At 71.2% G+C, this 23,345-nt stretch carries 20 protein-coding genes, 1 tRNA gene and 2 pseudogenes; 12 read left to right on the forward strand and 11 right to left on the reverse strand.

From position 1 onward, the window contains the following. Positions 1-242: 242 nt before the first annotated feature. On the reverse strand, positions 243-728 hold the full coding sequence (locus ACFXKG_RS00910; RefSeq protein WP_384830204.1) for a hypothetical protein: 486 nt from the start codon (positions 726-728) through the stop codon (positions 243-245). Positions 729-867: 139 nt separating this feature from the next. Here ACFXKG_RS00910 and ACFXKG_RS00915 point away from each other — a divergent pair, with 139 nt between their 5' ends. From ACFXKG_RS00915 to ACFXKG_RS00930, 4 genes are all read left to right on the forward strand, one after another. Beyond that, positions 868-1,053: a hypothetical protein gene (locus ACFXKG_RS00915; protein WP_384830207.1), complete on the forward strand. Its 186-nt coding sequence runs from the start codon at positions 868-870 to the stop codon at positions 1,051-1,053. A gap of 132 nt (positions 1,054-1,185) precedes the next feature. Then, positions 1,186-2,076, forward strand: coding sequence for a MerR family transcriptional regulator (locus tag ACFXKG_RS00920; RefSeq protein ID WP_384830210.1), 891 nt, complete (start codon positions 1,186-1,188; stop codon positions 2,074-2,076). A gap of 37 nt (positions 2,077-2,113) precedes the next feature. Continuing rightward, a complete protein-coding gene (locus tag ACFXKG_RS00925) occupies positions 2,114-2,419 on the forward strand; it encodes a hypothetical protein (RefSeq protein ID WP_384830213.1) in 306 nt (101 codons plus the stop codon). Positions 2,420-2,775: 356 nt separating this feature from the next. Further along, positions 2,776-2,851 (forward strand) — tRNA-Arg (locus tag ACFXKG_RS00930). 68 nt (positions 2,852-2,919) lie between these two features. On the opposite strand, the pseudogene ACFXKG_RS00935 reads toward ACFXKG_RS00930, so the two are convergent. Then, positions 2,920-3,117, reverse strand: a pseudogene (locus ACFXKG_RS00935) (tyrosine-type recombinase/integrase); the annotation flags it as partial. An 11-nt stretch (positions 3,118-3,128) separates the two neighbouring features. After that, positions 3,129-3,997, reverse strand: a pseudogene (locus ACFXKG_RS00940) (LysR substrate-binding domain-containing protein). 262 nt (positions 3,998-4,259) lie between these two features. On the opposite strand from ACFXKG_RS00940, the gene ACFXKG_RS00945 reads away from it, so the two are divergent. Then, complete coding sequence (locus ACFXKG_RS00945; RefSeq protein WP_384830216.1) at positions 4,260-5,387, forward strand: Kelch repeat-containing protein; 1,128 nt, start codon at positions 4,260-4,262, stop codon at positions 5,385-5,387. A gap of 164 nt (positions 5,388-5,551) precedes the next feature. On the opposite strand, the gene ACFXKG_RS00950 is transcribed toward ACFXKG_RS00945, so the two are convergent. Then, a complete protein-coding gene (locus tag ACFXKG_RS00950) occupies positions 5,552-6,016 on the reverse strand; it encodes a hypothetical protein (RefSeq protein ID WP_384830219.1) in 465 nt (154 codons plus the stop codon). Beyond that, positions 5,935-7,662, reverse strand: a complete 1,728-nt coding sequence (polX, locus tag ACFXKG_RS00955) for a DNA polymerase/3'-5' exonuclease PolX (protein ID WP_384830222.1) — start codon at positions 7,660-7,662, stop codon at positions 5,935-5,937. Before polX ends, ACFXKG_RS00950 begins: the two co-directional genes overlap by 82 nt. A gap of 151 nt (positions 7,663-7,813) precedes the next feature. Here polX and ACFXKG_RS00960 point away from each other — a divergent pair, with 151 nt between their 5' ends. Beyond that, positions 7,814-9,145 carry a phosphoribosyltransferase family protein gene (locus tag ACFXKG_RS00960; RefSeq protein WP_384830225.1) on the forward strand — a complete coding sequence of 444 codons (1,332 nt, stop codon included), beginning with the start codon at positions 7,814-7,816 and terminating at the stop codon, positions 9,143-9,145. An 89-nt stretch (positions 9,146-9,234) separates the two neighbouring features. Here the strand turns inward: ACFXKG_RS00960 and ACFXKG_RS00965 are convergent, their stop codons facing one another. Continuing rightward, positions 9,235-9,570, reverse strand: a complete 336-nt coding sequence (locus ACFXKG_RS00965) for a hypothetical protein (RefSeq protein ID WP_384830227.1) — start codon at positions 9,568-9,570, stop codon at positions 9,235-9,237. Between ACFXKG_RS00965 and ACFXKG_RS00970 the strand changes: the two genes are divergently transcribed. After that, entirely contained in the window at positions 9,555-9,830 is a 276-nt protein-coding gene (locus tag ACFXKG_RS00970) for a hypothetical protein (protein ID WP_384830230.1), read from the forward strand. The two genes, ACFXKG_RS00965 and ACFXKG_RS00970, sit on opposite strands and share 16 nt — an antisense overlap. Positions 9,831-9,855: 25 nt before the next feature. Here the strand turns inward: ACFXKG_RS00970 and ACFXKG_RS00975 are convergent, their stop codons facing one another. The 3 genes from ACFXKG_RS00975 to ACFXKG_RS00985 form a co-directional block, all read right to left on the reverse strand. Continuing rightward, positions 9,856-11,763: an RICIN domain-containing protein gene (locus ACFXKG_RS00975; protein WP_384830233.1), complete on the reverse strand. Its 1,908-nt coding sequence runs from the start codon at positions 11,761-11,763 to the stop codon at positions 9,856-9,858. Between the two features lie 385 nt (positions 11,764-12,148). Then, entirely contained in the window at positions 12,149-13,150 is a 1,002-nt protein-coding gene (locus tag ACFXKG_RS00980) for an adhesin (protein WP_384830236.1), read from the reverse strand. Between the two features lie 392 nt (positions 13,151-13,542). Beyond that, on the reverse strand, positions 13,543-14,490 hold the full coding sequence (locus ACFXKG_RS00985) for a hypothetical protein (RefSeq protein ID WP_384830239.1): 948 nt from the start codon (positions 14,488-14,490) through the stop codon (positions 13,543-13,545). Between the two features lie 53 nt (positions 14,491-14,543). Between ACFXKG_RS00985 and ACFXKG_RS00990 the strand changes: the two genes are divergently transcribed. The 5 genes from ACFXKG_RS00990 to ACFXKG_RS01010 all read left to right on the forward strand — a co-directional run bounded on the left by ACFXKG_RS00990 (position 14,544) and on the right by ACFXKG_RS01010 (position 21,968). Next, the gene (locus ACFXKG_RS00990; protein WP_384830242.1) at positions 14,544-15,833 is read left to right on the forward strand and encodes a CapA family protein; all 1,290 of its coding nucleotides are present in this window, start codon (positions 14,544-14,546) and stop codon (positions 15,831-15,833) included. Between the two features lie 441 nt (positions 15,834-16,274). Further along, positions 16,275-18,626 (forward strand): HAMP domain-containing protein, encoded by a 2,352-nt coding sequence (locus tag ACFXKG_RS00995; protein ID WP_384830245.1) that lies wholly within the window; start codon positions 16,275-16,277, stop codon positions 18,624-18,626. Positions 18,627-18,632: 6 nt separating this feature from the next. After that, positions 18,633-20,387: a poly-gamma-glutamate synthase PgsB gene (gene pgsB, locus ACFXKG_RS01000; protein ID WP_384830248.1), complete on the forward strand. Its 1,755-nt coding sequence runs from the start codon at positions 18,633-18,635 to the stop codon at positions 20,385-20,387. Further along, positions 20,384-20,866: a poly-gamma-glutamate biosynthesis protein PgsC/CapC gene (locus tag ACFXKG_RS01005; protein ID WP_382886346.1), complete on the forward strand. Its 483-nt coding sequence runs from the start codon at positions 20,384-20,386 to the stop codon at positions 20,864-20,866. Before pgsB ends, ACFXKG_RS01005 begins: the two co-directional genes overlap by 4 nt. A gap of 28 nt (positions 20,867-20,894) precedes the next feature. After that, the gene (locus ACFXKG_RS01010; protein ID WP_384830251.1) at positions 20,895-21,968 is read left to right on the forward strand and encodes a C40 family peptidase; all 1,074 of its coding nucleotides are present in this window, start codon (positions 20,895-20,897) and stop codon (positions 21,966-21,968) included. An 80-nt stretch (positions 21,969-22,048) separates the two neighbouring features. Here ACFXKG_RS01010 and ACFXKG_RS01015 read toward each other — a convergent pair whose 3' ends face one another. Together ACFXKG_RS01015 and ACFXKG_RS01020 are read right to left on the reverse strand one after the other, a co-directional pair. Next, a complete protein-coding gene (locus tag ACFXKG_RS01015) occupies positions 22,049-22,294 on the reverse strand; it encodes a DUF397 domain-containing protein (protein ID WP_384830256.1) in 246 nt (81 codons plus the stop codon). Continuing rightward, a complete protein-coding gene (locus ACFXKG_RS01020) occupies positions 22,294-23,178 on the reverse strand; it encodes a Scr1 family TA system antitoxin-like transcriptional regulator (protein ID WP_384830259.1) in 885 nt (294 codons plus the stop codon). The genes ACFXKG_RS01015 and ACFXKG_RS01020 overlap by 1 nt, the downstream gene beginning before the upstream one ends. Positions 23,179-23,345 lie beyond the last annotated feature (167 nt).

Genomic DNA, 23,345 nt, shown 5'->3' on the forward strand with positions numbered 1-23,345 from the left:
TGCCGCAGGCCCCGCCCCGGCTGACTGGCACGCCCGGGACAGGTCCGGCGGAGAACGCCCGTTCACCGCGGACCCGCATACCGTCGCGCCGTACGGCGGCGCCGGTGCGGCGCGCTGTGGTGACGTCGGTGGAGCCCTCCCCCGCAGCAAGCGCAGGAACTCGCCTGAGCCGTTACTCAGCGTGGGTTGTTTCTCAACACGGGGATGGCGTCCCGTCCCACGCACCTGGCGACGAACGCCCCTCACTGCTCATCGGAGAGCTCGTGAGAGCCGCTGTATCGCCACCGGTGCAGTGCCCTGACCCCGAATTCGTCGGCCCAGTAGAAGTGACGGAAGAAGACCACCCGCGTGGCCAGCACCCCGGCCACGGCGAGTCCCACGCTCAGCCACTGCGGCAGGGCGAGGAAGTAGTTCCGGAAGAGTCCGAACACTTCCGCGAGCCAGAAGAACGGCACCGCGGAAAGCCCTGACAACAGGAGCAGCAGCCCGAACCACAACGCTCTCAGCCGGCGCGTGCAGGTGACGCTGAAGACGGAGAAGCCGGCGCGGTGCCCACAGAAGTCGCACGTCATGAGCACCGTGGCCTTGCCGTGCTCGGGGCGCTCGACATCGCGGGAGCTCAGGACATAGGAGTACTGGATCAACGACGAGTGCTTCTCGTGCGGTCTGCGATCGGTTTCATGCCGCAGGTGGATCGTGCATTGCGCGGCCACAGTGCGAGCCCTCATACGCACACTCCACGAGCCTCAAATCACGCACGGTACAGACTCGTTCACCATCCGCTGTGAAAGGCGATCCCGATCTCCCGAGCTCCGGCTTCGAGGGGCTGTCGGGCTCACGCCACCTCCGAGCCGGGACCGTGAGCACGTGCGCAAGGCGGCCCCCGGTCATGTCGCCGCGGTCCGGCAGCTGATCTTCGACGGCCTCGGCGATGACGGCCGCGAGGAACTCGGCCGCACGGTCGACCGCATCGTCGCCTCCCTGAGCCGGACGAACCTGCCCGTCACTCCGCCGACGCCGCCTGAGCCGGGCGCCGGCAGCGCGGAGAACTGAGCACCACGCGGAGGCTCGGCCGATGCTGTTCGGGCGGCTCGACGTGCAGAGGCAGGTGCGGGTTTGCACCTGCCGTAGCGTCATGTGGTCAGGTGGAGCTGTCCTCGTTTGTTGGTGAAAGGTCCTTCACTGATGCCCATGTCCTTCTTCGTATCGCGTCAGGCCAAGATCGGTGACGTGGCGGCCCTCGTGGGCACGACACCGCGGGCGATCCGGCACTACCACGACATGGGCCTGATCCCCGAGCCCGGACGGGGCGGCGACGACCGCCGCCGCTACGGCTTGCAGGACGTGGTCCGGCTGCTGTGGATCCGGAAGATGGCCGACGCGGGAATCGCCCTGGACGACATCCGTGACGCCTTCACCAACACCACCGTTGCCGTGGCCGGGGCCGGCGAGAGTGAAGGGGACGGCGTAGAGGCCACCCTGGCCCGGCTGGAGGAGGCCCTCGCCGCCCAGGAGGCGGAGCTTGCCCGCCAGCGGGCCCGCGTGCAGCGGATGCGCGCCGAGGGCAGCCGGATGGGCCTGCTCTCCGAGGCAGTCACCGGCCGCCTGAAGGATCTTCCCGAGGGCTCGCTGCGCCAGGCGGACCTGGACACCCTGCTCGTCACCGAGCGGATCTTCGGCCCTCTCGGCGCGGCCGTGCAGGCATCCCGGTTCATCGCGCTGGCCACCCGTCCCGAACTTCGGGCCGAGTCCGACCGCGTGGACACCGCCGAGGAAGCACTCGACGACACCGTCGCCGTCGACGACCCGCGCGTCGCCGAGACGGCCGCCCAGCGCCACGCCTTCGAGAAGACCCTGCTGGCGCTGATCGAAGAGTCAGGGATCGCGGAGGAGGAAGCAGCCCTCCTCGACGCCCTGGACGCCGCTCACCCCGAGGACGCCGAAAACACACCGGAGCCGGATGCCAAGGATGGTGGCATGAGCGCGTTTGACGCGGTCACCAAGCTGCCCCACGACTTCTCCCCTGCCCGAGTGCGCTGCGCGGAACTGGCCCAGGAACTCGACACGCGCGACTGAGTACCCCCTCCTGAGCCGCACATGACATGAGCCTGCGGTGGGGGAGTCTGGGCGAGCCCGCTTCAAGGTGCCCCGCTACATCGAGTTCCGCGACAGCCTCCCGCACACGTCCAGCGGATCGACCGGCGCCCACTGGTCGATCGTGGGGCAGCGCGTCGCCCACCCCGGCGACATCCGCGCACACGGCGGTTTCGCCGATTACACCTTGGCCGATGCCTCACTCCTCGCCGCGTCCCCGACGGGCTGGAACCAGCGGAGGCGGCTGCCGTTCCCTCGGCCGGGCCAACCGCCTACCAAGCGGTGGCCCGCCGCCTCCACGTCGGCAAGGACGGCACCGCGCTGATCACCGGCGGCGCAGGCGGGGTCGGTGGGTTCGCCGTGCAGCTTGCGGCGCCGGCAGGCGCCCGCGTGATCGCCACCGCGTCGTCGCGTGACTCCCGGCTGCCGCGTCCCGCCCTGACCGAACCCGAAACGGAGCACGTCACCCGCACCTTTCGGCAGTCACCCGGCAGTCGCCGGGCACTTGCTCCATCCTTGAGGATGGCATCCGGTACGCTGTGCTGGGTCAGACGGCACCACCGCGAGGTCTCCTGTCCAGCCACTGGACAGACTTTGCACAGACCGCCTGACCTGCGGGCTTGTTCAATCGAGCCGAAGATCCGCTCGCCGGGTTTTCGACAAGGTTTTCCACAAGCCCCGGCCTTCGTAGCTCAGGGGATAGAGCACCGCTCTCCTAAAGCGGGTGTCGCAGGTTCGAATCCTGCCGAGGGCACCAGGCAAAAGGCCCACCCTGAACGTTCAGGGTGGGCCTTTGACATCCACTTCCGACATCAACACGGGCGATCACTGGCGACCGGGGCGCCTCGTGAGTAGCCGGTCCATGTGGCTGATCGCCTCACGCTGAGTGTCCTGGACGACGTGTGTGTAGACGCCCCTGGTGATGCCGATCTGACTGTGGCCGAGGATCTCCATCACGACGCGCGGGGCCACCCCGGCAGCGGTGAGGGTCGTGGCGCAGCCGTGCCGGGCGTCGTGCAGCCGGCACGAGGTCGTCAGTTACGACGCGCCTGTCGGTCACGGAAGGCGGCCACGGTCAGGGCGAAGACTGAGCGAACGTAAGGGCTGGTCTCCGTCCGGGCACAGGCGATCACCCGGGGGCTGGGCGGCATGTCGAGGAGAGGCACCATGGCCAGTCCCTCGTTCGGTTCGTGGTCCAAGGGGGTCATGCCGACGGTTCCGTTCCACAGGACGGCCTGGCGGCATTCGGTGACCGCTCGTACAACGGGGCCGGAGCGGGGCTTGCCACCGCTCCAGTAGGAACGCCACTGGGCGTCGGTGGACTCGGGGAAGCGAAACCACTCGCGTTCCTCCAAATCCGCGAGGCTGAGGTGGGGGCGCCCGGCCAAAGGATCACCGGCGCGCAGCAGAGCGGCGACGGAGTCCGTGGTGAGGTGGGTGACCCGCATGCCCGTCTCGTGGAACGGGCCGCGGGTCAGGGCGACATCGACCCGTCCAGCGGCGAGGCCACAGGTGGGATCGGTTAGATCGGCCTCGCGGACGCGTACCTCGGCCTCGGGGTGGTGGTGGCGGAACCCTTCCATGACGCGGTGGATGACGCTGGTGTCGCCGTCGCTCAGCAGCCCGAGGGTCAGGACGGCCGGGCCGGACAGGGCCGCGATCCGGGCACGGGCGTGATCGGCGTACTCCAGGAGAATGTGGGCCTCTTCGCGAAGGACGCTGCCCGCTGGGGTAAGGGTGACACCCGCCGGGGTCCGCACGAACAGGGCGGTACTCAACTCCGCTTCCAGTTTCTTGATCGCTCGGCTCAGCGGCGGCGGCGAATGTGGAGGCGGGCGGCGGCGCGGCCGAAGTTCAGCTCCTCAGCGACAGCGAGGAAGTAGCCCAGCAGCCGTAGATCCATTCGCCCACGATACCCGCCGGGTATCGGTCCGCTATGAGAGGTCTTGGACAGGATCCGCGCGGGGCGATGGAATCGGAGCATGGTTCGCGGAGGCCCCGGGCATGGCCCGTCCCCCGATGGTGCCGACGTGGGGCCCCACCTGTTCCGTACCGGGCAGGTGCCGGGGCGAAGCGCGGGGCAGGGGGCGGCAACTTCGTCGCACCAACCGGCAAGGGCCGCCAGTCACGGCCGTGGGAGTGAACAAGCTGAAGTGGGAGCCGAAATGAGATCCGTGTCGGAGCGGGGAGCGGGATTCGACAGGGCGCGGCGGGGAGTACTCAAGGCCCTGGTGACTGGTGGTGTGGTGGCAGCCGGAGCGTCCTCGCTGCGTTGGCCCGCAGGCGCGTCCGCGGCCGTTCCATCCGAAACGCCCCAGGCGCGGACCGAGGCATCGTCCACGGTGCGGGCACGCTGGCGTGCGCGGTCGCCGCTGCCGGTCAAGCGCGCGGAGGTGGCGGTGGCCGCGCTCGACGGCCGGATGTACGTCGTGGGTGGGACGACACAGACCAAGGACGAGTCCCCGATGTGGGCGACCACCGCGATCCACAGCTACGACCCGCGCCAGGACCAGTGGGCGGAGCACACGCCGCTACCGAGGCCGTTGACCCACGTCGGGGTGGCAGTATCGGGAGGGCAGTTGTACGCGTTCGGCGGGTTCGTCACGGCCGTGCACATGCATCCGCAGCCTGATGCCTATGTGTACGATCCGCGCCGCGATCGGTGGGAACGACTGCCGGACATGCCGACGGCGCTGGGCTCCGTTGCGGTGGCGGCGGTCGGTGGACGGGTGCACCTACTGGGCGGCCGGGACTCCCGGCGGGTCGGGACGCCCGAGGGATCGCCGATTTCCTTCGGCTTTGGGACCGTCCGCACCCACTACGTATTCGACCCGGCCCGCCGCACTTACACGCAGGCACAGTCACTGCCGGGCGAGCCACGGGACCACGCCGGAGCGGCGGTACTGGACGGCCGGGTCCACCTGGTCGGCGGCCGAGTAGAAGACACGGCGAACAACCTGAGTCGCCATGACGTGTACGACGTGCGGCGCGCGTGCTGGACGCGGGCCGCTCCGCTGCCGGTCGCCCGTTCGGCCGGGGCGGCCGTGGTGCTGGACGGTCGCCTGGTGTACGCGGGAGGCGAGTGCCGTCCGGGCGGTGGCAACGAGACGTTCGGTGACGTCACCGTGTACGACCCGCAGGCGCGCCGGTGGGACGCTGTCGCGGATCTGCCGGGTGGTCGACACGGTTTCGGAGCGGCGGTCTTGGGCGGGCGCGCGTACTTCACGGCAGGCGCGCCGAACTGCGGCGGCGGGGCCAGCGCGGACACGGTGGAACTCACTCTGTGCCGTTGACCGGCGATCCGGGCCGGAGGGGACGGCTCCGTAGCTTTCCGTCATGACCAGCCGGCCGTGTCATCAGGCAGACGGCCCGCCCGCGCGGCCCGCAGGCGAGCCGGAAGATGCCGCCGGCTTCCCAGCGGGCGAAGCAGCCGTAGAGGACACAGTAGGTGGCCGGTTCACGTGAGGTCGACAAGGGCGGGTGCCGGATCGCTCTCCATCACCTTGGAGATCGTCACGATGACTCCCTGGCTGCCGGCCCTGTCGCCAACTTCGAAGTCCGCCTCGACGTTCGATGGCGCTGCCTCTTCCGCTTCTGCGGTGTCGGCTTCGGGTGCCGCCTCTTCGGTGACCGTGACCGTGGCTGTCGGCGCCGGGCCGGCTTCGACTTCGCTGCTGCTGGTGACGCCGGCGGTGACAGCGGCAGCGATGACCGCGGCGGCTACTGCAGCCGCGGAAGCGATGATGGCCGTGCGGTTCTTCGGCGGTGTCGGCGGGGTGGGCGGGTTGTTTTCGGAGGCGCCGGGCTGGGTGGTCGCCGGCCGGCGGGAAGACCTTTGCCTCAGTCCGCCCCGCCCTTGCGCAGGAACCGGCGCAGCCGCCGCAGTGGCCAGGTGTTGATCACTTCGTCCGGGGTGCACCATCCGCGTTGCGCCGTGCCGGTTCCGTAGCGCAGGCAGGCGAGTTGGGGGATCGAGTGCGCGTCGGTGGCGATGCTGAACTTCGCCCCGTGGCTCCTGGCGCGGAGGATGTCCTCGTCGCCCAGGTCGAGGCGGTCGGGCTGGGCGTTGATCTCCAGGGCGGTGCCGGTGCGGGCGCAGGCGGCGAACACCTCGTCCCAGTCGGCGTCGATGCCCGGCCGCCTGCCGATCAGGCGGGTGGTGGGGTGGCCGATGACGTTGACGTGGGGGTTCTCGCAGGCCCGGACGAGGCGCCGGGTCATCGCCTCGCGGCCGGCGTTGAAGTGGGAGTGCACCGAGGCCACGCAGAGGTCGAAGCCCCGGAGGAACTCGTCGGGCCAGTCGACCTCCCCGCCGGGGCCGATGTTGAGCTCGGTGCCGTGCAGCAGCCGCATCCGGTGGTGCCTGCCGTCCAGTGCGCGCACGCTCTCGCGCTGGGCGAGGATCTTCTCGTCGGTCATGCGCTGCATGGACAGGTCCGGCGCGTGGTCGGTGATCGCGTAGTACGCGTATCCGCGCCCGGCGGCCGCCGCCACCATCTCCTCCAGCGTGGCGAGGCCGTCGGTGAGGTCGGTGTGGGTGTGCAGGTCGCCGCGGATGTCCTGTTCGGTCACCACCTCGGGCAGCTCGCCGCGCAGCCCCGCCTCGATCTCCCCGCGGTCCTCGCGCAGCGTGGGCGGGATCCACGGCAGGCCGAGCCTGGCGTACACCTCCTCCTCGGAGCGGGAGGCGACCCGCTTTCCGCCCTCGGTTTCGAACAGGCCGTACTCGGAGAGCTTCAGCCCCAGGCGGACGGCGATCGTGCGGGTGCGGATGTTGTGCGCCTTGGAGCCGGTGAAGTACTGCAGGCCGGCGCCCCACGCGTCCGGTCGCACCACGCGCAGGTCGACCTGGACGCCTTCGCCGGTACGGATCGAGGTCTTCTTCGCGCCGTGGGCGATGACCTCGGCGGTGGACGGCAGTTCGGTGAGGGCGTCCATGAAGGGGGCCGACCGGCCGGCGGCGACCAGGACGTCGATGTCGCCGACGGTCTCCTTCCCGCGGCGCAGCGAACCGGCGTACGCGCACTTCTCGCAGCCGGTGACCCGGGAGAGTTCCGTGACGATGTCCTCGGCGGATTCCAGGGCCGTGCTCGACAGGATCCGCTCTCCCGCCTGCCGCAGGAGCGCGATGCCGTGCAGGATGTTCTCCTCGGTCTTCTCCCCGAAGCCTTTCAGGTCGCGCAGCTTCTCCGCCTCGATGGCGTCGGCCAGCTCGTCCACCGAGGAGATGTGCAGAACCTCGTGGAGTGTCATCGCCCTCTTGGGACCGAGGGTGGGAATGGCGACGAGTTGCCGTACCCCCGCGGGAATCCTGGCCCGTCTCTCCTCGACCACCGTGACCTTGCCGGTGCGGAGGTACTCGACGACCTTCTCCGCGATCGACGTACCCACACCCGGGATCTCCTTCAGAGCCGCGACGTCGAGGTGGGAGACATCGGTGGGATGGCCGCCGATCGCGCGGGCGGCCTTCTCGTAGGCGCGCGCCTTGAACGCCTCGCCTCCGGTGATGGCGATGAGATCCGCGTACTCCTGAAGGAGCGCCTCGACCTCTTCGTTGGGCCGGACCACATGTCCCAGCGTAGGAACCGATGCGCCCGGCCCGCACGTCGGGCGGGCGCATCGGTCGGCACCGCTGCCTCCGGGAACGTCCCGGCCAGGCCCTTCGGCGCGCGAAACCGTGGGCCCAAGGGTGTACTGGGAGTGAGGAGGAGGTCGTGTCGTGTTCTTCAGGGATCGTCGTGACGCCGGCCGGCAGCTCGCCGCCCGGCTCGGGCATCTGAAAGGGACCGACGTGGTGGTGCTGGGGCTGCCCCGGGGAGGGGTGCCGGTCGCCGCGGAGGTCGCGAGGGCGCTGGGCGCGCCGCTGGACGTCTGCCTGGTGCGCAAGCTGGGTGTGCCGTTCCAGCCGGAGCTGGGCATGGGAGCGATCGGCGAGGGCGGCGTACGGGTGATCAACGACGACGTGGTGCGCGCGGCGCGGGTCACCCAGGCCGAGCTGGCCCGGGTCGAGGACCAGGAGCGGGAGGTGCTGGAGAGCCGCGCCCGGCGCTACCGGGGAGAGCGGGAACCGGTCGGTACGGAGGGCCGCACGGTGCTGGTGGTCGACGACGGGGTGGCCACGGGATCGACGGCGCGTGCGGCCTGCCGGATCGCCCGTGCGGGGGGAGCGGCGCGGATCGTGCTCGCCGTCCCGGTGGCACCGCACGACTGGACCGCACGGCTCGGCGGTGACGCCGACGAGCTGGTGAGCCCGCACGCCCCGTGGGGCTTCCACGCGATCGGGCAGTTCTACGCCGACTTCGCCCAGACCGGCGACGACGAAGTCGTCGCCTGCCTGGAAGAAGCCGCGGCCCGTACGCGGGGCACCCGCCGGACCGGGCCGCACCACTCCGTGCCGGAGGACCCGGAGGTGGAGGTGCGGGCCGGCGCGACGACCGTGCTGCACGGCCGGCTGACGGTGCCCGAGGACGCCGTCGGGGTCGTGCTGTTCGCGCACGGCAGCGGCAGCAGCCGGCACAGCCCGCGCAACCAGTTCGTCGCGCTCGGGCTGAACCGGGCCGGGCTCGGCACTCTCCTGTTCGACCTGCTCACCGAGGAGGAAGGCGCGGACAGGGCCAACGTGTTCGACACCGGTCTGCTGGCCCGGCGGCTGGCGGACACGACCCGCTGGCTGGGCGGCCGGCCGGAGACCCGGGGGCTGCCTGTCGGCTACTTCGGCGCGAGCACCGGTGCCGCCGCCGCGCTGTGGGCGGCGGCCGAACCCGGGGCGCGGATCGCCGCGGTCGTCTCCAGGGGAGGCAGGCCCGACCTGGCCGGGCCACGGCTGCCGGCCGTGACGGCACCCACGATGCTGATCGTCGGGGGCCACGACGAGCTGGTGCTCGGCCTCAACCGCGCCGCGCAGGCCCGGCTGCGCTGCCCGAGCCGGCTCGCGGTCGTCCCCGGCGCGACCCACCTCTTCGAGGAACCCGGCGCCCTGGAGAAGGTCACCGAGCTGGCCCGTGACTGGTTCACCGACCACATGGCCCCGGTCCCCGGTGCGACGCGCTGAATCCCGCACGCGTCACCCGCGCGGAGGGCGGAGGGCGGAGGGCGGAAGCCGGCTCGTACGGTCCCTCGGTGCCGGCTCGTACGGGTCCCTCAGCGCCGGCTCGGGCCGGGTGGTGCGGGCGGTGTGTCGGGGACGAGGGTGAGGCTGACGGTGTGGCGGGTGCGTCCGCCGCCGGGGGCGGTGCGGGTGTGGCGGGCGACGACGGCTTCGAGTTCCTCGACGAGTGCGGTGAATTCGTCGCCGGTCAGACACACCGCGCCCTGCCGGTAGAGGACACCGTCGCGAACGGGGTCCGACTCCTCGTGGGAGAGGTAGCGGTCGAAGTCGGCGAGCAGGGCCCCGGTGAAGACGGTGACCGCCTGCCGGTGGTCGTCCTTGGTCATGGCGGTACGGGCGTCGGCGTCGACCAGTGCGCCGCCGTCCACGCCCCGTCCTGGCCGTCACCGGGGAGAAGGACATCCAGGTCGACCCCGCCGACCTGGACGTGATCCGCCGGCCGGTGCCGGGCGGGGCGGAGATCCACCGCGCCCCCGGCCTCACCCATGTCCTGCGCCCCGACCCCGGACACCACACCCTGCGCTCCTACCGCCGCCTCCTGCGCGAACCGGTGGATCCCGGCCTGCTCGCCCTGGCCGCCGGGTGGCTCAGCCGTCAACTGAGCGCGTCTCGGGTGGAGTTGCCTTAGGGCCACTCGCCCTTCCCCCCTCCCGCTACCGGACGAGGGCGCGCCGCGCGCTCTCCCCGACGTCCTGGAGCGGGTCGTGCTGGTTGGGCCGCGGGGCCGACTCGGGCGGGTCCGTGACGGGTCGCGTCGAGGAGGCCGGAGAGGATGGAGAGGGCGGGGAGGGCTGGGGTGTACCGCCGGTGATGGGGCGGGAGCCCGCGGCCGTCGTGACGCGGTCGGTCAGCCAGCGCTGCTCCGGGGAGCCGTCGCGGGGGCGGACCACCACATCGGCGCCCCGGTCCCCGGACGCCGGGGTCACCGCCAGGTTGTCCTGCCAGCGGGGGATCAGGGTGCCCTGCACCGTCAGGTCGTACCGTACGTCCGCGCCGCGCGCCGGGCGGACGGCGCAGCGGCCGAGGACGGCGATGCCGTCGACGCCACGGGAGTTGAGGCACAGCTCGGGCTTGGCCGCGCTGCGCAGGAGGCCGTCGTCCTCGTACGACCAGCGCTGGGTGGCGGCCGAGGAGCAGGCCGCCGTCGTCACCTCGGCGCCCCGCTTGAGCCGCGCGTCCCGGATGTCGAGGCACAGGTCGGTGGCGGCGTTGCGCAGCCGGAGGTCCTGCGGGCCCGTGGCCATGCCGGAGGGGTCGGGCGGGACCCCGCCTCCGTTGGCCCCGGTGGAGCCGGAGGGCGAGGGGTACGGGGCGGAGGCGCTGCTGGACGCGGCGGAGCCGTAGTCGTCGGAGGCGTGCCGCGCGGGCCACAGGCTGACCGTCAGGACGGTCGCCAGCAGGACCGCCGAGCCGGCCCCCAGGCCGGCGAAGAACACGCGCGAGGGCACCGGCGCCAGGGACGACACCCGGTCCAGCACGGTGAACGCCGGCAGGAGCCGCTGCCGCCCGGGCGCCGAGTGGCGGCCCGCCGGCCGCGCGGTGCTCCGGGCCCCGGATTCCGGCGCCCGGGCACCGGCCCGCAGGTCGAGATAGCGGCGGGCGCCCCAGCCCAGTACGGCCTCCGCGAGCAGGACGCCCAGCTTGCCGTTGAAATGGGCCAGTTGGTCGGCGGCGTCCCGGCAGTGCGCGCACTCGGCGAGATGGTCCCGTACGTCGGGAAGGAGGGAACCGCCACGGCGAATCGGCACGTCGAGCAGACGGTTGTAATACCGGCATTCCGACTTCGGGGCGATTTCGATGTGCGCCCGGAGACATCCTCGCCGGAATTCCTCGCGCGCCTGTTCCAGTTCGATATGCGCGGTATCGGTGTCGAGCGCCAGCAATGCCGCCGGCACGGATATGGGTTCGGCCTCCACCTCGGTGTGCCAGAGCAGGCACTGCGCGGTTCCCGACATCGCCCGAAAAGAGCGGAGGGCGAGCTTCCGGTGGTCGGTGTCCCTCGACTTCGCCACCCGCGCCCCGCGCCGCACCGCCGGTCTGCGCAGTTCGGGCAGCAGGTCCGTGATGGGCTCCACGGACGACCACACCCCGACCATCTCCCGTACGGTCACGAGGAGTTGGGGCCTGATCGCGGCGGAGGGCTCGACCCGGCGGAGGGCTTCGAGCACTTGGTGGAAGGTCGCGGCGGCGACCACCGACGCGCTCTTCTCCGGGGAGGCGAGACAGACGGCCGCGTAGTCGTGGACCGCCTCCCAGTGCCGCGCCATCAGCAGCGCCACGGGGTACGTGTCCCCGGTGCCCGCCCTCGCCCGCACGGCGGTGAGCAGGCGCGCGTCGGATTCCCCGGGGCCTACGGACTCGGCGGGGCCGGAGTATTCACCGGGGCCGCCGTACTCACCGGAGCCGCCGTACTCACCGGGACGACCGTACTCACCCGGGCCGGAAGGCTCGTCGGGGGCGGGGGCGGGGGACTCCCCGGGGCCGAGAAACGCGCCGGAACCGGGAGCCGGACGGGCGGAACGGGGCGGATAGGCCGGGCGCGGGGGGTGAGGGGTGTGCACAGAGATACTTCCTTCCAAGGCGCAATGTCACACGCAGAAGTTCCGGCCTGAGAAAGCAGACCCTCGATTGGTACATACCTGTCCGGTATTGGCGCTGCGAACCTGCGCGGTCGGCGGCCCGGAATTCGAGCGGCGGAGCGAGGGCGGCCATTGACCATGCACGAGTAGGTGCACCTTTCCACAAGTGACTCGCGGGAAACAAGGCGCATGAGTACGGGGCCGCTGTTTTGACATAAAGTCAATTAAGAACGTGGGGGCAGGAGTTACTCGCGGGTCGACGCACAACGGGCCGACGCGTCGCGGGCCGACGACGGGCCGGCCGACACCAGGCCCGGCCCGTCGCCCGTCCCCGTACCTACGCGCAACCTACGTACCTATGCGCAACCTACGCGCACTTGACCCGCATCTGGGCGGCCGCGTGGTGCGCTCCGACCCGCTCCTCGCTGCCCCAGTCCTGGCCCCGGTCGACCAGCCGTACGGCGAACGTCTTCCCCTTGACCGGGTAACTGCCCACCTGGACCAGGCTGCCGCGGTGCGCGACCTGGCGTACCCCGAAGGTCGCGAAGCCGGAGGCGCTGTCCGCCGGATCGGCGAGCACCTGGTAGACGGTGGGATCACCCGCGGCGTCGGCGTCGCGCCCGCTGTCCGGTACGTAGACGGCGAGGGCGCACTTCTCGTACGACGCGTCGAGCTTCCAGGACCAGACGGCGGAGGAGCCCCCGTCCACCTTCGGGCTGCCCGACATCGGTACGGCGGAGAACCGCCCGTCGCACGAACTGCCCTTGTAGCCACCGGAGTGGACGGTGTACCAGGCGGCCTTGCCGTTCTCGAAGCGGCCGTGCTCGCGGTACTTGCCCGTCGTGCAGCCGGGGCCCGCCCACTCCCCCGCGCCGGGTCCGTCCCCCGGGGGCGGGGCGGCGGCGGGCGGGTCCGTGGTCGCGGAGGCTCCGGGGCCGGGTGCCACGCCGCCCGCCTGACCCGCGCCGCCCTGACCCGCGCCGCCCTCCGCCGCGCCGTCGCCGCCGCCTCCGCCGGCGTTGCCGGGGATCGTGCTCGGGGTGACCTCCCCGCCCAGCCCCGGCAGTTCCGGGGAGCCGATCCGCGACGGCTGTCCGGCGCCGGTGGCACCGCCTCCGTCACCGCCGCCCGTGCCCGCGACCACGGCGACCGTCACACCCAGGCAGCCGAGGGCCACCACCGCGACGGTGGTCAGCAGGCGCTTACGCGAGGCCGGGGAGCCGTCGGTGGAGGCGGAGTTGGACGCGGAGGAACCGGAGGAACGGGAGGAGCGAGAAGAACGGGGGGAGCGGGAAGAGCCGGGCGGGGAGAAGGGGCGGAGCGGTCCGTCGTCGTCCGGGGAGCTCCCCGGCATCATCGTTCTGGACACCCAGAGGTCCTCGTCCGCCGCAGGGGTCCCGTATGTACGGAACTCCCCCGGTCCGCGCGGCACTTGGGGCGCACCCGGCCCGTCCGGCGCCCGCGGCCCGCCCTCTTCGCCCCGCATCTCCTCGGTGCCCGCGCCGCATACGGGGCATTGCATGCCCGGCAGCCAGACTTCGTGGCCACTCCCGCACCGTTCACACCTCATGTCGCCTCACTATGGGGGATCGCACCGTACTCCGGCAGCAGAAGACCGCGATTGGTCTGCCAATTCTCCCGCGCCCCGAGTTGACCTTGCCCCGAGGTCAGGCACGCGTGCCCGGCCCGGTCCGCACGGTGGGCCCCAGGTGGCCGCGTACTGGACCGGGACCGCCTACCGCCACTCCCGAACCGGACCGCCTACCGCCACTCCCGTACCGCCGCCGTCATGGCGTCGACGGCGCCGCGCAGGCGGTCCGGGTCCGTGCGGACCGTGCGGCTGGCCTCGATGTGAAGGAACGGTACGTCCTCCTCGGCCGCGAGGACGCCCTGCTTGTTCGTACGGCCCGCGAGCGGGCACTTCGCCGACCAGGCGCGGCAGACCCGGAAGCCGTCGTCGACCAGGGCGCGCGCCAGGGTGACGGCCTGCGGGCGGGCCACCTCGCCCGCGCCCGTGGAGACGACCAGGTCATGCTCCGGGACGCTGCTGTCGGCGAATCCGTGCACCTGGATCCCGGGCATCCGGCGGGCGACCAGCTCGGCGCAGACGGCGTGGAAGACCGTGTCGCGGCGGTGCGCCACGTCGGCGGCCCGGCCCTCCCCCGCCTTGCGGTGCGTCCCGGCGATCACCAGCACGCCGCCGGGCGCCCCGCGCAGTATGCCGACGCCGAGGCGGTCGCTGTACGCGTCCGCGACAGGGTGCGGCACCTGTACGGAGAAGCGGACCGGGTCGTCGAGCGCCACGTACACCCGCCCCCAGCCGCGCATGTTCTCGGAGGCCCGGTCCGCGATCTCCGCGTACCGGCGGCCGGGCCGGTCGGCCGTGGCCTCGATGTCGCGCAGGATCCGTACGCCGAAGTCGACCTCCGCGAGTCTGCGTTCGGCCTCCTCGTGCTTGCCGTCCACGTACAGCGCCACCCCCTCGGCGAGGGTGTCGCGCTGGGCGCGGTCCGGCGGCAGGTAGCGGGCCTCCACGACCTTCCCGGTGGTGAAGTCGGCGATACGTCGCTCCAGGTCGACCTCGGTGGTCCGGCCGTCGTCACCGGCCCCGGAGCGGGGCGGGTCGGACCCGTCGGAGGACCGGCCCAGGATCGGGGTGACGATCACCACAATCACCGCGATCAAGGCTCCGGCCAGCAGGCTTGCCATGATTGTTATCTTCACGGTCGGAGATCGTGTCATATGCGGGTCAAAATACCGGTGTGAAGAGATCCCTCCCCCTGTCCCGCGCAGTGCCCCGCACGGCCCTGCGCACGGCGGCGCGCACCACCCTCCGCGCCGCCGCGGCCCTCGCCCTCGCCACCGCCGTCGCGGGGTGTTCCGCACTCGGCGCGGGCGACGACGGCGGATCGGGCGGGAGCGACGGGGCGAAGGCCGAAGGGCCGTCGTTCACGGTGGCCGCGGCCGGTGACGTACTGATCCACCCGCCCCTGATCGACCAGGCCGTCAAGGACGCGAAGGCGCCGGGCGGCAACGGCAAGGGGCTGGACTTCGGTCCCCTGCTGGCGGGCGTGCAGCCGGTGATCAGCAAGGCGGACCTGGCGATCTGTCACATGGAGCCGGTGATCGCCAAGAAGGGCGGCCCGTACGAGGGCTTCCCGAACTTCCAGGTCCCGCCGGAGATCACCACCACGCTCAAGGACATCGGGTACGACACCTGCTCGACGGCGTCGAACCACTCGATCGACCACGGCCCCGAGGGCGTGAAGCGCACGCTCGACACGCTCGACGCGGCCGGCCTGAAGCACACCGGCTCCGCCCGGACCAAGGAAGAGGCCGAGACGCCGCTGATCGTCGACGTCAAGGGCGTGAAGGTGGCGCAGATCTCCTTCGCCTTCGGCTTCGTCAAGCACGAGGTGCCCGCGGACAAGCCCTGGCTGGTCAACAAGACCTCCTTCAAGGCGATCGCCGCCGCCGAGCGCGCGGCGCGCAAGGCGGGCGCGGAGGTCGTCATCCTGAGCGTCCACTGGGGACGCGAGTACCAGCAGGAGCCCAGCACCGCGCAGATGAAGCTCGCCCGGCGCATCGCCGAGAAGACCGGCATCAACCTGGTGATCGGGCACCACGCCCATGTCGTGCAGCCGATGGAGAAGGTCGGCGGCACCTGGTTCGCCTACGGTCTGGGCAATCAGGTCGCCCGGCACGAGGTGCCCAGCGGTGTGTCCGAGGAGGGCGTCATCGGCTGGTTCACCTTCACCAAGCGGGGCGGCGAGTGGGACGTACGGCCGCAGTACCTGCCGACGTACGTGGACACCCCGCCCGCCCCGGAGGACCACGAGGACCCGGACTCGCTGCCGCCGGGGGCGGTCACGGACTTCCGGCTGCTCAACCCGGTGCAGGCGATCAAGGACGGCAAGGGCGCCGACGGGAAGAAGTACACCCAGGAGCAGCTCGCCCGCTACCGGCTGGCCTTCGACCGTACACAAGGGACGATGCTGAACCGTGGCGCGGAGAAGGACGGACTGACGCCCCTCCAGTCCCTGCCCGAATGACCGGGCGCCGCCTGAGGCGTCCCGCCCGCCCACGCCGTCGAACGCCCCGGGCCCGGGCCTGGGGCCGCCCCGAGTTACCAGGCCCTGCCCTGAGTTGCCAGGCGCCCCGGGCGAACTCTGAGTGAACTGTGCGGTCCGGGTGAGGTGCCCGTGCGCCCATGGGCCCACCGGCCCGTGGGCGCGCCGTATACCCCGAGCCGGGCGCGTTACCCACGCGCACACCACCTGTAACACAGATCACACATGAATTAGTTCGAGTCAGGGACAACCATTCGAGAGCCTGACCGGTCCTCATATCGCGACGGGGGCTCGTATCGCGACAGGGGCAGTGTTCTCACGCCTCCGTCCGTCCCCCATCGCCCTGTCTGAAACCGGCCCCGCGCCCGCCGCGTGGCCGCCACCAGCTGTGCCCGCACACACCGTCCTGAGAGAGGTACCCGCATGGCCGCGTCGTCTGCGAAGCGGCGGCACAAGGTCCGCAAACGGGCCGATATGTCGCTACTGGGCGGCATACGTCCACCGATCGCGGCCCTCTCGGCCCTGCTGCTCGCGCTGGCAGCCCTCACCGCCTTCGGCCTCGGCAACCCCATCAAGGACCCGCTGCCCGAGGCCGTACTCACCTCTCAGCAGCACTTCGCCGAGGACGGCGCCATCGCGCTGCGCGCCTCGCTGGACGAGTCGATCACCGACCTCAACCGGACGGCCGCCCTCTTCAACGCGGGCGACCCGGTCTCCGCCGACACCGTCCTCGACAAGCTCGGCAGCGTCTACCAGAAGTGGCGCGGCTCGGCCGTCGTCGAGATCAAGTCCGGCAAGCTGCTCGCCGCGCGCGGCGAGAACGTACCGCTGCTCGCGGTCGACCGGGACAAGCTCGCCGACCCCGGCGGCCTCGCGCCCCGCATGGTCCGGCTCAAGAACGGCGAGACCCGGCTGCTCACCTTCGCCCTGCTCTCCTGGGAGGGACAGCCGCAGCAGCTCCTGGTCACCTCGAACAGCCTGAAGTTCCCCGGCGTCAGCCTCGGCAAGTTCCGGGTGATCGCCGTCGTCGACTCGGGCGGCCAGATCCTCAGCAGCGACGGCATCCCGGTCCCCGAGAAGATCCCCTCCGACACGGTCGAGGAGGAGGTCAAGCAGACGAAGAAGCAGCTCGCCTCCTTCGCGAAGCGCAGCGCCGAGAAGGCCGCGGAGAACCCCCTCAAGGCCAAGGAGCCCGGCTCCGGCGGCTTCCTCGGCGTCAGCGGGACGATGACCGGAAAGCGCATCAGTGGTGAGCGCCCGATCGCCGGGTACGCCTCGCTGGCCGCGCCCGAGGCGGGCGAGTCCACCGACGCCACCGGCCTCGGACTCTCCGTCGTCTCCCTCGTCACCGTCCCCGAGAACACCAGCCGCGTGAACAGCCCGCTGTTCGGCCTGCTCTCGGCCGCCGCGCTGCTCCTCATCGGCGCGCTCGCCGTGACCCTGCTGCTCGGCACGGTCCAGCGCCCCCTGATCCGGCTCTTCCTGGAGAGCCGCCGCCTCACCCGCGGCGACCTCACCCGGCCCGTCACCGTGCCCCGCTTCGGCGAGGCGCGGCGGATCGGCCACGCCCTGGACCGGCTGCGCCGCCAGCTCCTCGGCGAGACGCCGGAGGCCACCGCGGACGGCGCGCCCACCACGGCGCCGAACGGCGACGGCCCGAACGGCGACGGCCCCGGCGGCAAGGCGCCGCGCCGCCGCCGCGGACGCCGCGTCGGCACCCGCGCGCTGCTCGCCACCGGCGGCATCCTGCTGCTCGTCTGGTCCGCCCCGATGATGCTGCTGCTCAACCGCGCCGGGGACTCCGTCGTCGTACCGCAGCAGATCGTCAACGACCAGCGCGAGCGCACCGACACCCTCGCCGACCGGGTGCGCCGCGCCCTCAACGAGGGCCACGCCGACATCGTCTCCGTCGCCACCCTCATCGGCGACAGGACCGAGCCCGACGCCATGTCCGCCGTCCTGGAGCGGACCATGGAGGAGCACGCGCGCTACCAGTCGATGTACGTCCTCTCCGGTGACGGCAAGGTCATCGCCAAGGCCGGCGACGCACCGAAGCACCCCGAGGGACAGAAGCCCGGCGCGGCCCCCCTCACCGTCCTCGACACCGACAGCAAGGAACCGCGCATCGCCGGCTACGCCGAGCTGCCGGGACGCGACGGCGCCGCCGTCGTCGGTGAGTTCCGCGTCGACTTCCTCAACTCGCTCCTGAAGCGGCCCGGCCTCGGCCAGGTGCGGATCGTCGACGCCGAACGGCGCGTCCTCGGCTCGAACACCGGCTACCTGGCCTTCGAGAAGCTGCCGTCCAAGCGGCTCGACTCGTTCGTAGCCGGCACCAACCAGCAGGTCGGCCTGAGCGCCAAGCCCAGCAGCGTCCTCTACCGCAGCGGCGGCGGCATCCAGATCGCCGCCGCAGCGCCCTTCGCGGGCGGCGGTGTGGCGAAGGAGCTGCGCTGGTCCGTCGTGAGCTGGCAGCCCGCCTCCGGACTCGCCATCCCCGAGTACAGCGCGCAGAACCGTACGGTCCTCGCCGGGCTGCTCGGTGTCACGGCCGCCGTCGGCTGCCTGGGCTGGCTGCACATCATCGTCGTACGTCCGCTGCGCGACCTGGCCAAGCAGGCCGAGACGCTGGCCGACGGCGACCGCCGTACCGTCCTCTACCCGCGCCACCACGACGAGGTCGGCGCCATCGCCCGCTCCCTGGAACTGCTGCGCCAGCAGCTCCAGGAGCAACGCAAGCGCGATGGCGCGCCGTCCGCCCTCGCCGGAAGGAACTGACCGACCGTGCTCTTCCTCTACTTCGTGCTGCTCATCTGCAGCACGATCCTGCTGGTCGCGGGACTCGTCGAACAGCGCAGGCACTTCACCAACCTGAACCGGATCCCCACCCGGGTGCTCGTCAACGGCATCCGCGGCAAGTCCTCCATCACCCGGCTCTGCGCGGGCGCGCTGCGCGGCGGCGACCTCGTCACGGTCGCCAAGACCACCGGCACCGCGGCACGCTTCATCCACCCGGACGCCACCGAGGAGCCCGTCTACCGCAAGTTCGGCATCGCCAACGTGGTGGAGCAGATCGGGATCGTGCGGCGGGCCGCCGCGTACAACCCCGACGCGCTGGTGATCGAGTGCATGGCCGTGATGCCCGCGCTCCAGGAGATCAACCAGTCCAAGCTGATCCGCTCCACGATCGGCGTGCTCTGCAACGTACGTGAGGACCACCTCGCCGAGATGGGCCCCACCCTGGACGACGTGGCCCGCTCGCTGTCGCGCTCCATGCCGGAGGACGGCATCTGCGTCACGGCGGAGAAGGATCGATTCGACATCCTCCAGGAGGAGGCGGACGCCCGTAACTGCCAGCTCATCTACGCGGACCCCGAGACGGTCTCCGACGAGGAGCTGCGCGGCTTCAGCTGGTTCACGTTCAAGGAGAACGTGGCCATCGCGCTGAAGGTCGCCGAGCTGATGGGCGTCGAGCGCGAGACCGCGCTCCAGGGCATGTACGACGCGCCGCCGGACCCGGGTGTCCTCTCCGTCGAGCGCTACCTCACGCCGGACGGCAAGAAGCTGCGGTTCGCCAACGTCTTCGCGGCGAACGACCCCGAGTCGACGCTGATGAACATCAACCAGCTCCTCGACCTGGGCGCGATCTCCCGCCCGCTCAACGTGGTCATCAACTGCCGTCCCGACCGCGTCGAGCGCAACGGCCAGATGGGCGAGATCATCCCCGAGCTGGAGCCGGAGAAGGTCTTCGTCATCGGCCACCCGGCGAAGAGCGCCATCGACGCGATCCCGGCCGAGTGGCGCTCGCACGCCGTCGACCTGGGCGGCGACAAGCGCGATCCCGAGGAGTTCATGCGCGAGCTGCTGGGGATGCTGGGGCAGGAGTCCTCGCTGGTCGCGATCGGCAACATCCACGGCCAGGGCGAGCTGCTGCTGGAGCACCTCGCGGAACTGCCCGCGGACGAGACGCCGGACCCCGAGGAAGAGGACGGACCCGCCGGAACCCCCGGCGGATCCGGAGGCACGGGCGGCACCGGTACGGTACGGACGCCTTCCGCCGCCACGCCCGACCCGGCGCCCGACGCGGCCGGCACCGTCGCCATCCCGGTGGTGTCCGCGCCCGCTGCTGCCGCCGCCCCGGCGCTCCGCGCCCTCCCGCCCGCGCCCGCCGACGTACGGCAGGGCGGGCAGGAGACCCCGCAGCCCGCCGCGCACCCCCGCCACGACGAGACCCTGGCACTGCCCCGCTACGCCCCGCGCCTCGACCCGTTCCGCCCCTATTCCGAGGCGTACGAGCAGCGCTACCAGCAGCGCCCCGCCACCGAAGTGCCGCGCCCGCGCGGCGCGTTCGAACCGGTCCAGATGCCGGACCAGGGCCAGAACGAAGGCCAGGTCCAGAACCAGGCTCAGGGCTACCAGGATCCGCACGGCCAACAGCAGCAGGCGCAGCACCACTTCCCCGACGGCGAGCACCCGGAGCACCCGGAGCACCCCTCGTCCCACCAGACCCCGCGGCAGAACCCAGGAGAGCTCCGTTGATCCCCGCAGTCCTCACCCCCGAGATCGCCGCGATCGGCATCGGCCTGGGCCTGATGTTCTCCCTGATCTGCTACCTCACCACCAACCTCTCCCCCGGTGGCATGATCACCCCGGGCTGGCTCGCGCTGACCCTCGTCGAGGACCTCCAGCGCGCCGCCATGGTGGTCGGCGTGACCGTGCTGACGTACGTCAGCACGCTGCTCGTCCAGCGCTTCGTGATCCTCTACGGGAAGCGCCTGTTCTCCGCGGTCGTCATGATCGGCGTGCTCCTCCAGGGGACCGTGATGATCGTGCTGTCGCTGGAGTTCCCCCTCATGTACGCCAACCAGACGCTCGGCTTCATCGTCCCGGGCCTGATCGCGTACCAGCTCGTACGCCAGCCCAAGGGCGCGACCATCCTCGCCACCGGCACGGTCACGCTCACGGCCTACGTCGTCCTCACCGCCGGCATCCTGCTCGGCGCACTGCCGTCAGCCTGACCAGCCCACCCACGGGAGCCGATTCGTCATGAGTGCCAAGTCCAAGAAGCGGGGCCGCCCGGTCCTGCATGCCACGACGGTCCTCGCGCTGCTGGCCGGCAGCGCCTACCTCACCGTAGAACTCCGCAAGGACGAGCAGGCCAAGGCGCCCGCCGTCCAGGCGATCACCGACACCCCCGGCAAGCTGGCGAACGGGTCCAAGGCGACCGGCGAGCAGACCTGGGAGCGGCTGAAGAGCCCGGAGCGCTCGGTGCTGCGCGGCGGGGACGGCGACATCCTCGCCACCTTCACCGACGGCGCGCGCACCGCCACCCTCACCGGCCCCAGCCGTACCTTCGACGAGCCGACCAACACCAAGTCCCGTGTCGTCACGGAGAACTGGGTGCGGCTGATGCCGGAGGTGTGGACGGAGGGCGCCGAGAAGGAGAAGTGGTTCAAGGACTGGTTCAAGGAGTTCTACGGCAGCGAGGAGGACGACATCTTCGCGTACGCCTTCCAGTACCTGGAGGGCGCGCCGCTCAAGAAGGACGACGAGGGCGTCCCGTACGCGGGCGACGCCAACTTCGGGCCGATCGACGAGAGCACCCCCGGCAACCGCCTGGAGCAGTCCGACTTCTACGACTACCTCGGCATCCCGTACACCTTCCGCGACGGCACCACCAAGCAGCCGCAGCAGGCCCGCTACCGCGCGATGGACTGCTCGGGCTTCATCAGGACGGTCTTCGGCTACCGCGCCCGCTACCCGCTGATGTCCAGCGACAAGGCCGGCGACGGACTGCCGCGCACCGCCAACGGCATGACGCGCTCGGACGTCGGCGTGGACATCTACAAGCTGGGCGGCCCCGCCCCCTGGTACAAGCGGCCGGACTCCACCAGCAAGCTCCAGCCGGGCGACCTGGTGTTCTTCAAGATGGACAAGCGCACCGCGAACCGGATGGACCACGTAGGCCTGTACGTCGGCAACGACACCGACGGCCACCAGATCTTCGTCTCCAGCCGCAAAGAGGTCAACGGCCCGACCATCGGCGACCAGGGCGGCACCTCGCGCCTGGACGGCAACGGCTTCTACGCGGCACTGCTGCGAGCCGCCAAGCGCCTCTGACGCACAGCACACCACCGCGAGCGCCCCGCGCCTGGACCAGTCGGCTCCGGGGCGGGGCGCTCGTACGTATACGCCGAAGCTCAGGCCCGGGTCGCGTACGAGAGGAAGCTGCTCCAAGCCGCCGGTGCGAGGGCGAGCTGCGGCCCCTGCCGCACCTTGGAATCCCGGACGTGAACGGTGTCGAGGCAGGTGGCCACCTCTACGCAGTCGTCACCGGAACCACCGCTGTAGCTGGACTTGTGCCAGGAGAGGGCGACCTCGACGCAGTCACCGTCACCGCCACTGCTGTAACTGCTCTTGAACCAGACCAGTTCCATGGTGCTCATCATGCTCCTCGCATCCGCCGCAACAGGCTCAGGGAGTCTTCGAGGGAGAGAGCCTGCGACCGCATCCTGGCATACCGCATCTGGAGCTTGCTGACCACCTTGGGGTCGGAGATGAACTGTCCGCTCTCCTGGCCCTCGCAGTACGCGAACCACCGGTTATCCGGGCTCTCCAGCAGCCGCATGGGTCCGTCGAGTCCCGCATGAGACTCCCGCACCTGTGGCATCACCTGGATCTCCACATTCCGCAACTCCGCGATCTCCAGCACATGCTCGACGAGCCCCCGCGTCACCTCCGCCCCGCCCGTCCGCCGCAGGAACAGGTGCTCCTCCAGGATGAAGCTGTACGTCGTGTTCGGCCGTTCCCGCAGCAGCCGCTGCCGTTCCGCCCGCGCCGCCCACTGCGCCTCGATCTGATCGTCGTCAAAGAGTGGCAACTGCTCCACGAACAGCGTGCGCGCGTACGCCTCCGTCTGCAAGAGGCCCGGAATCAGGCGGCATTCGTACGTGTACAGATTCAGCGCCTCCGCCTCCAGCAGCGCCCACTGCCTGAACCAGCTCGCCAGCCCCGGTTTCCGCGACAGGTGCCGTGCCGCGCCCCTGATCGCCCCGAATCCGTCCAGGACCTCCTCCGCCCGCTCCACGAAGGCCCGCTGCGGGAACCGCCTGCCCTGCTCGATCGAGGCGACCGTCTGCAGCGAGTACTGGACCCTCGGGGCGAACTCCTCCTGGGTCAGGCCCGCCCGCTTCCGGAAGGCCTTGACGACCTCGCCGAACGCCTTGAGGCTGTCCGACCTTTCCGGTTCAACTCCGCTGGGGCAGGGACCCGCCCCACCGGGTCCACCGATCTCACCCGTCCCGTCCGTACTGCCGATCTCGTCCGCCATGCCAGGACACCTCCCGCACACCCGCCTCGACGCACACTCTGAACCCGGACATGGTGACGTGGAGTCACCACACCAGTCCACCCTGTGTACCCGTACGCTGACTCAGCGTACGAGTCGCCGGACTGGTGAACCGGCGTTCGGCCGGGCCGGATTGGCGTACTGACGCC

Origin of the sequence: Streptomyces sp. NPDC059255 (assembly GCF_042752355.1) — a bacterium.
In the GTDB taxonomy this organism is placed as follows: domain Bacteria; phylum Actinomycetota; class Actinomycetes; order Streptomycetales; family Streptomycetaceae; genus Streptomyces.

Coding starts and splice junctions, on each gene's coding strand:
- ACFXKG_RS00910 (WP_384830204.1), bottom strand. CDS start 728: ATGAGGGCTCGCACTGTGGCCGCGCAATGCACGATCCACCTGCGGCAT.
- ACFXKG_RS00920 (WP_384830210.1), top strand. CDS start 1,186: ATGCCCATGTCCTTCTTCGTATCGCGTCAGGCCAAGATCGGTGACGTG.
- ACFXKG_RS00945 (WP_384830216.1), top strand. CDS start 4,260: ATGAGATCCGTGTCGGAGCGGGGAGCGGGATTCGACAGGGCGCGGCGG.
- ACFXKG_RS00950 (WP_384830219.1), bottom strand. CDS start 6,016: ATGGTGCACCCCGGACGAAGTGATCAACACCTGGCCACTGCGGCGGCT.
- ACFXKG_RS00985 (WP_384830239.1), bottom strand. CDS start 14,490: ATGGCAAGCCTGCTGGCCGGAGCCTTGATCGCGGTGATTGTGGTGATC.
- ACFXKG_RS00995 (WP_384830245.1), top strand. CDS start 16,275: ATGGCCGCGTCGTCTGCGAAGCGGCGGCACAAGGTCCGCAAACGGGCC.
- ACFXKG_RS01010 (WP_384830251.1), top strand. CDS start 20,895: ATGAGTGCCAAGTCCAAGAAGCGGGGCCGCCCGGTCCTGCATGCCACG.
- ACFXKG_RS01015 (WP_384830256.1), bottom strand. CDS start 22,294: ATGAGCACCATGGAACTGGTCTGGTTCAAGAGCAGTTACAGCAGTGGC.
- ACFXKG_RS01020 (WP_384830259.1), bottom strand. CDS start 23,178: ATGGCGGACGAGATCGGCAGTACGGACGGGACGGGTGAGATCGGTGGA.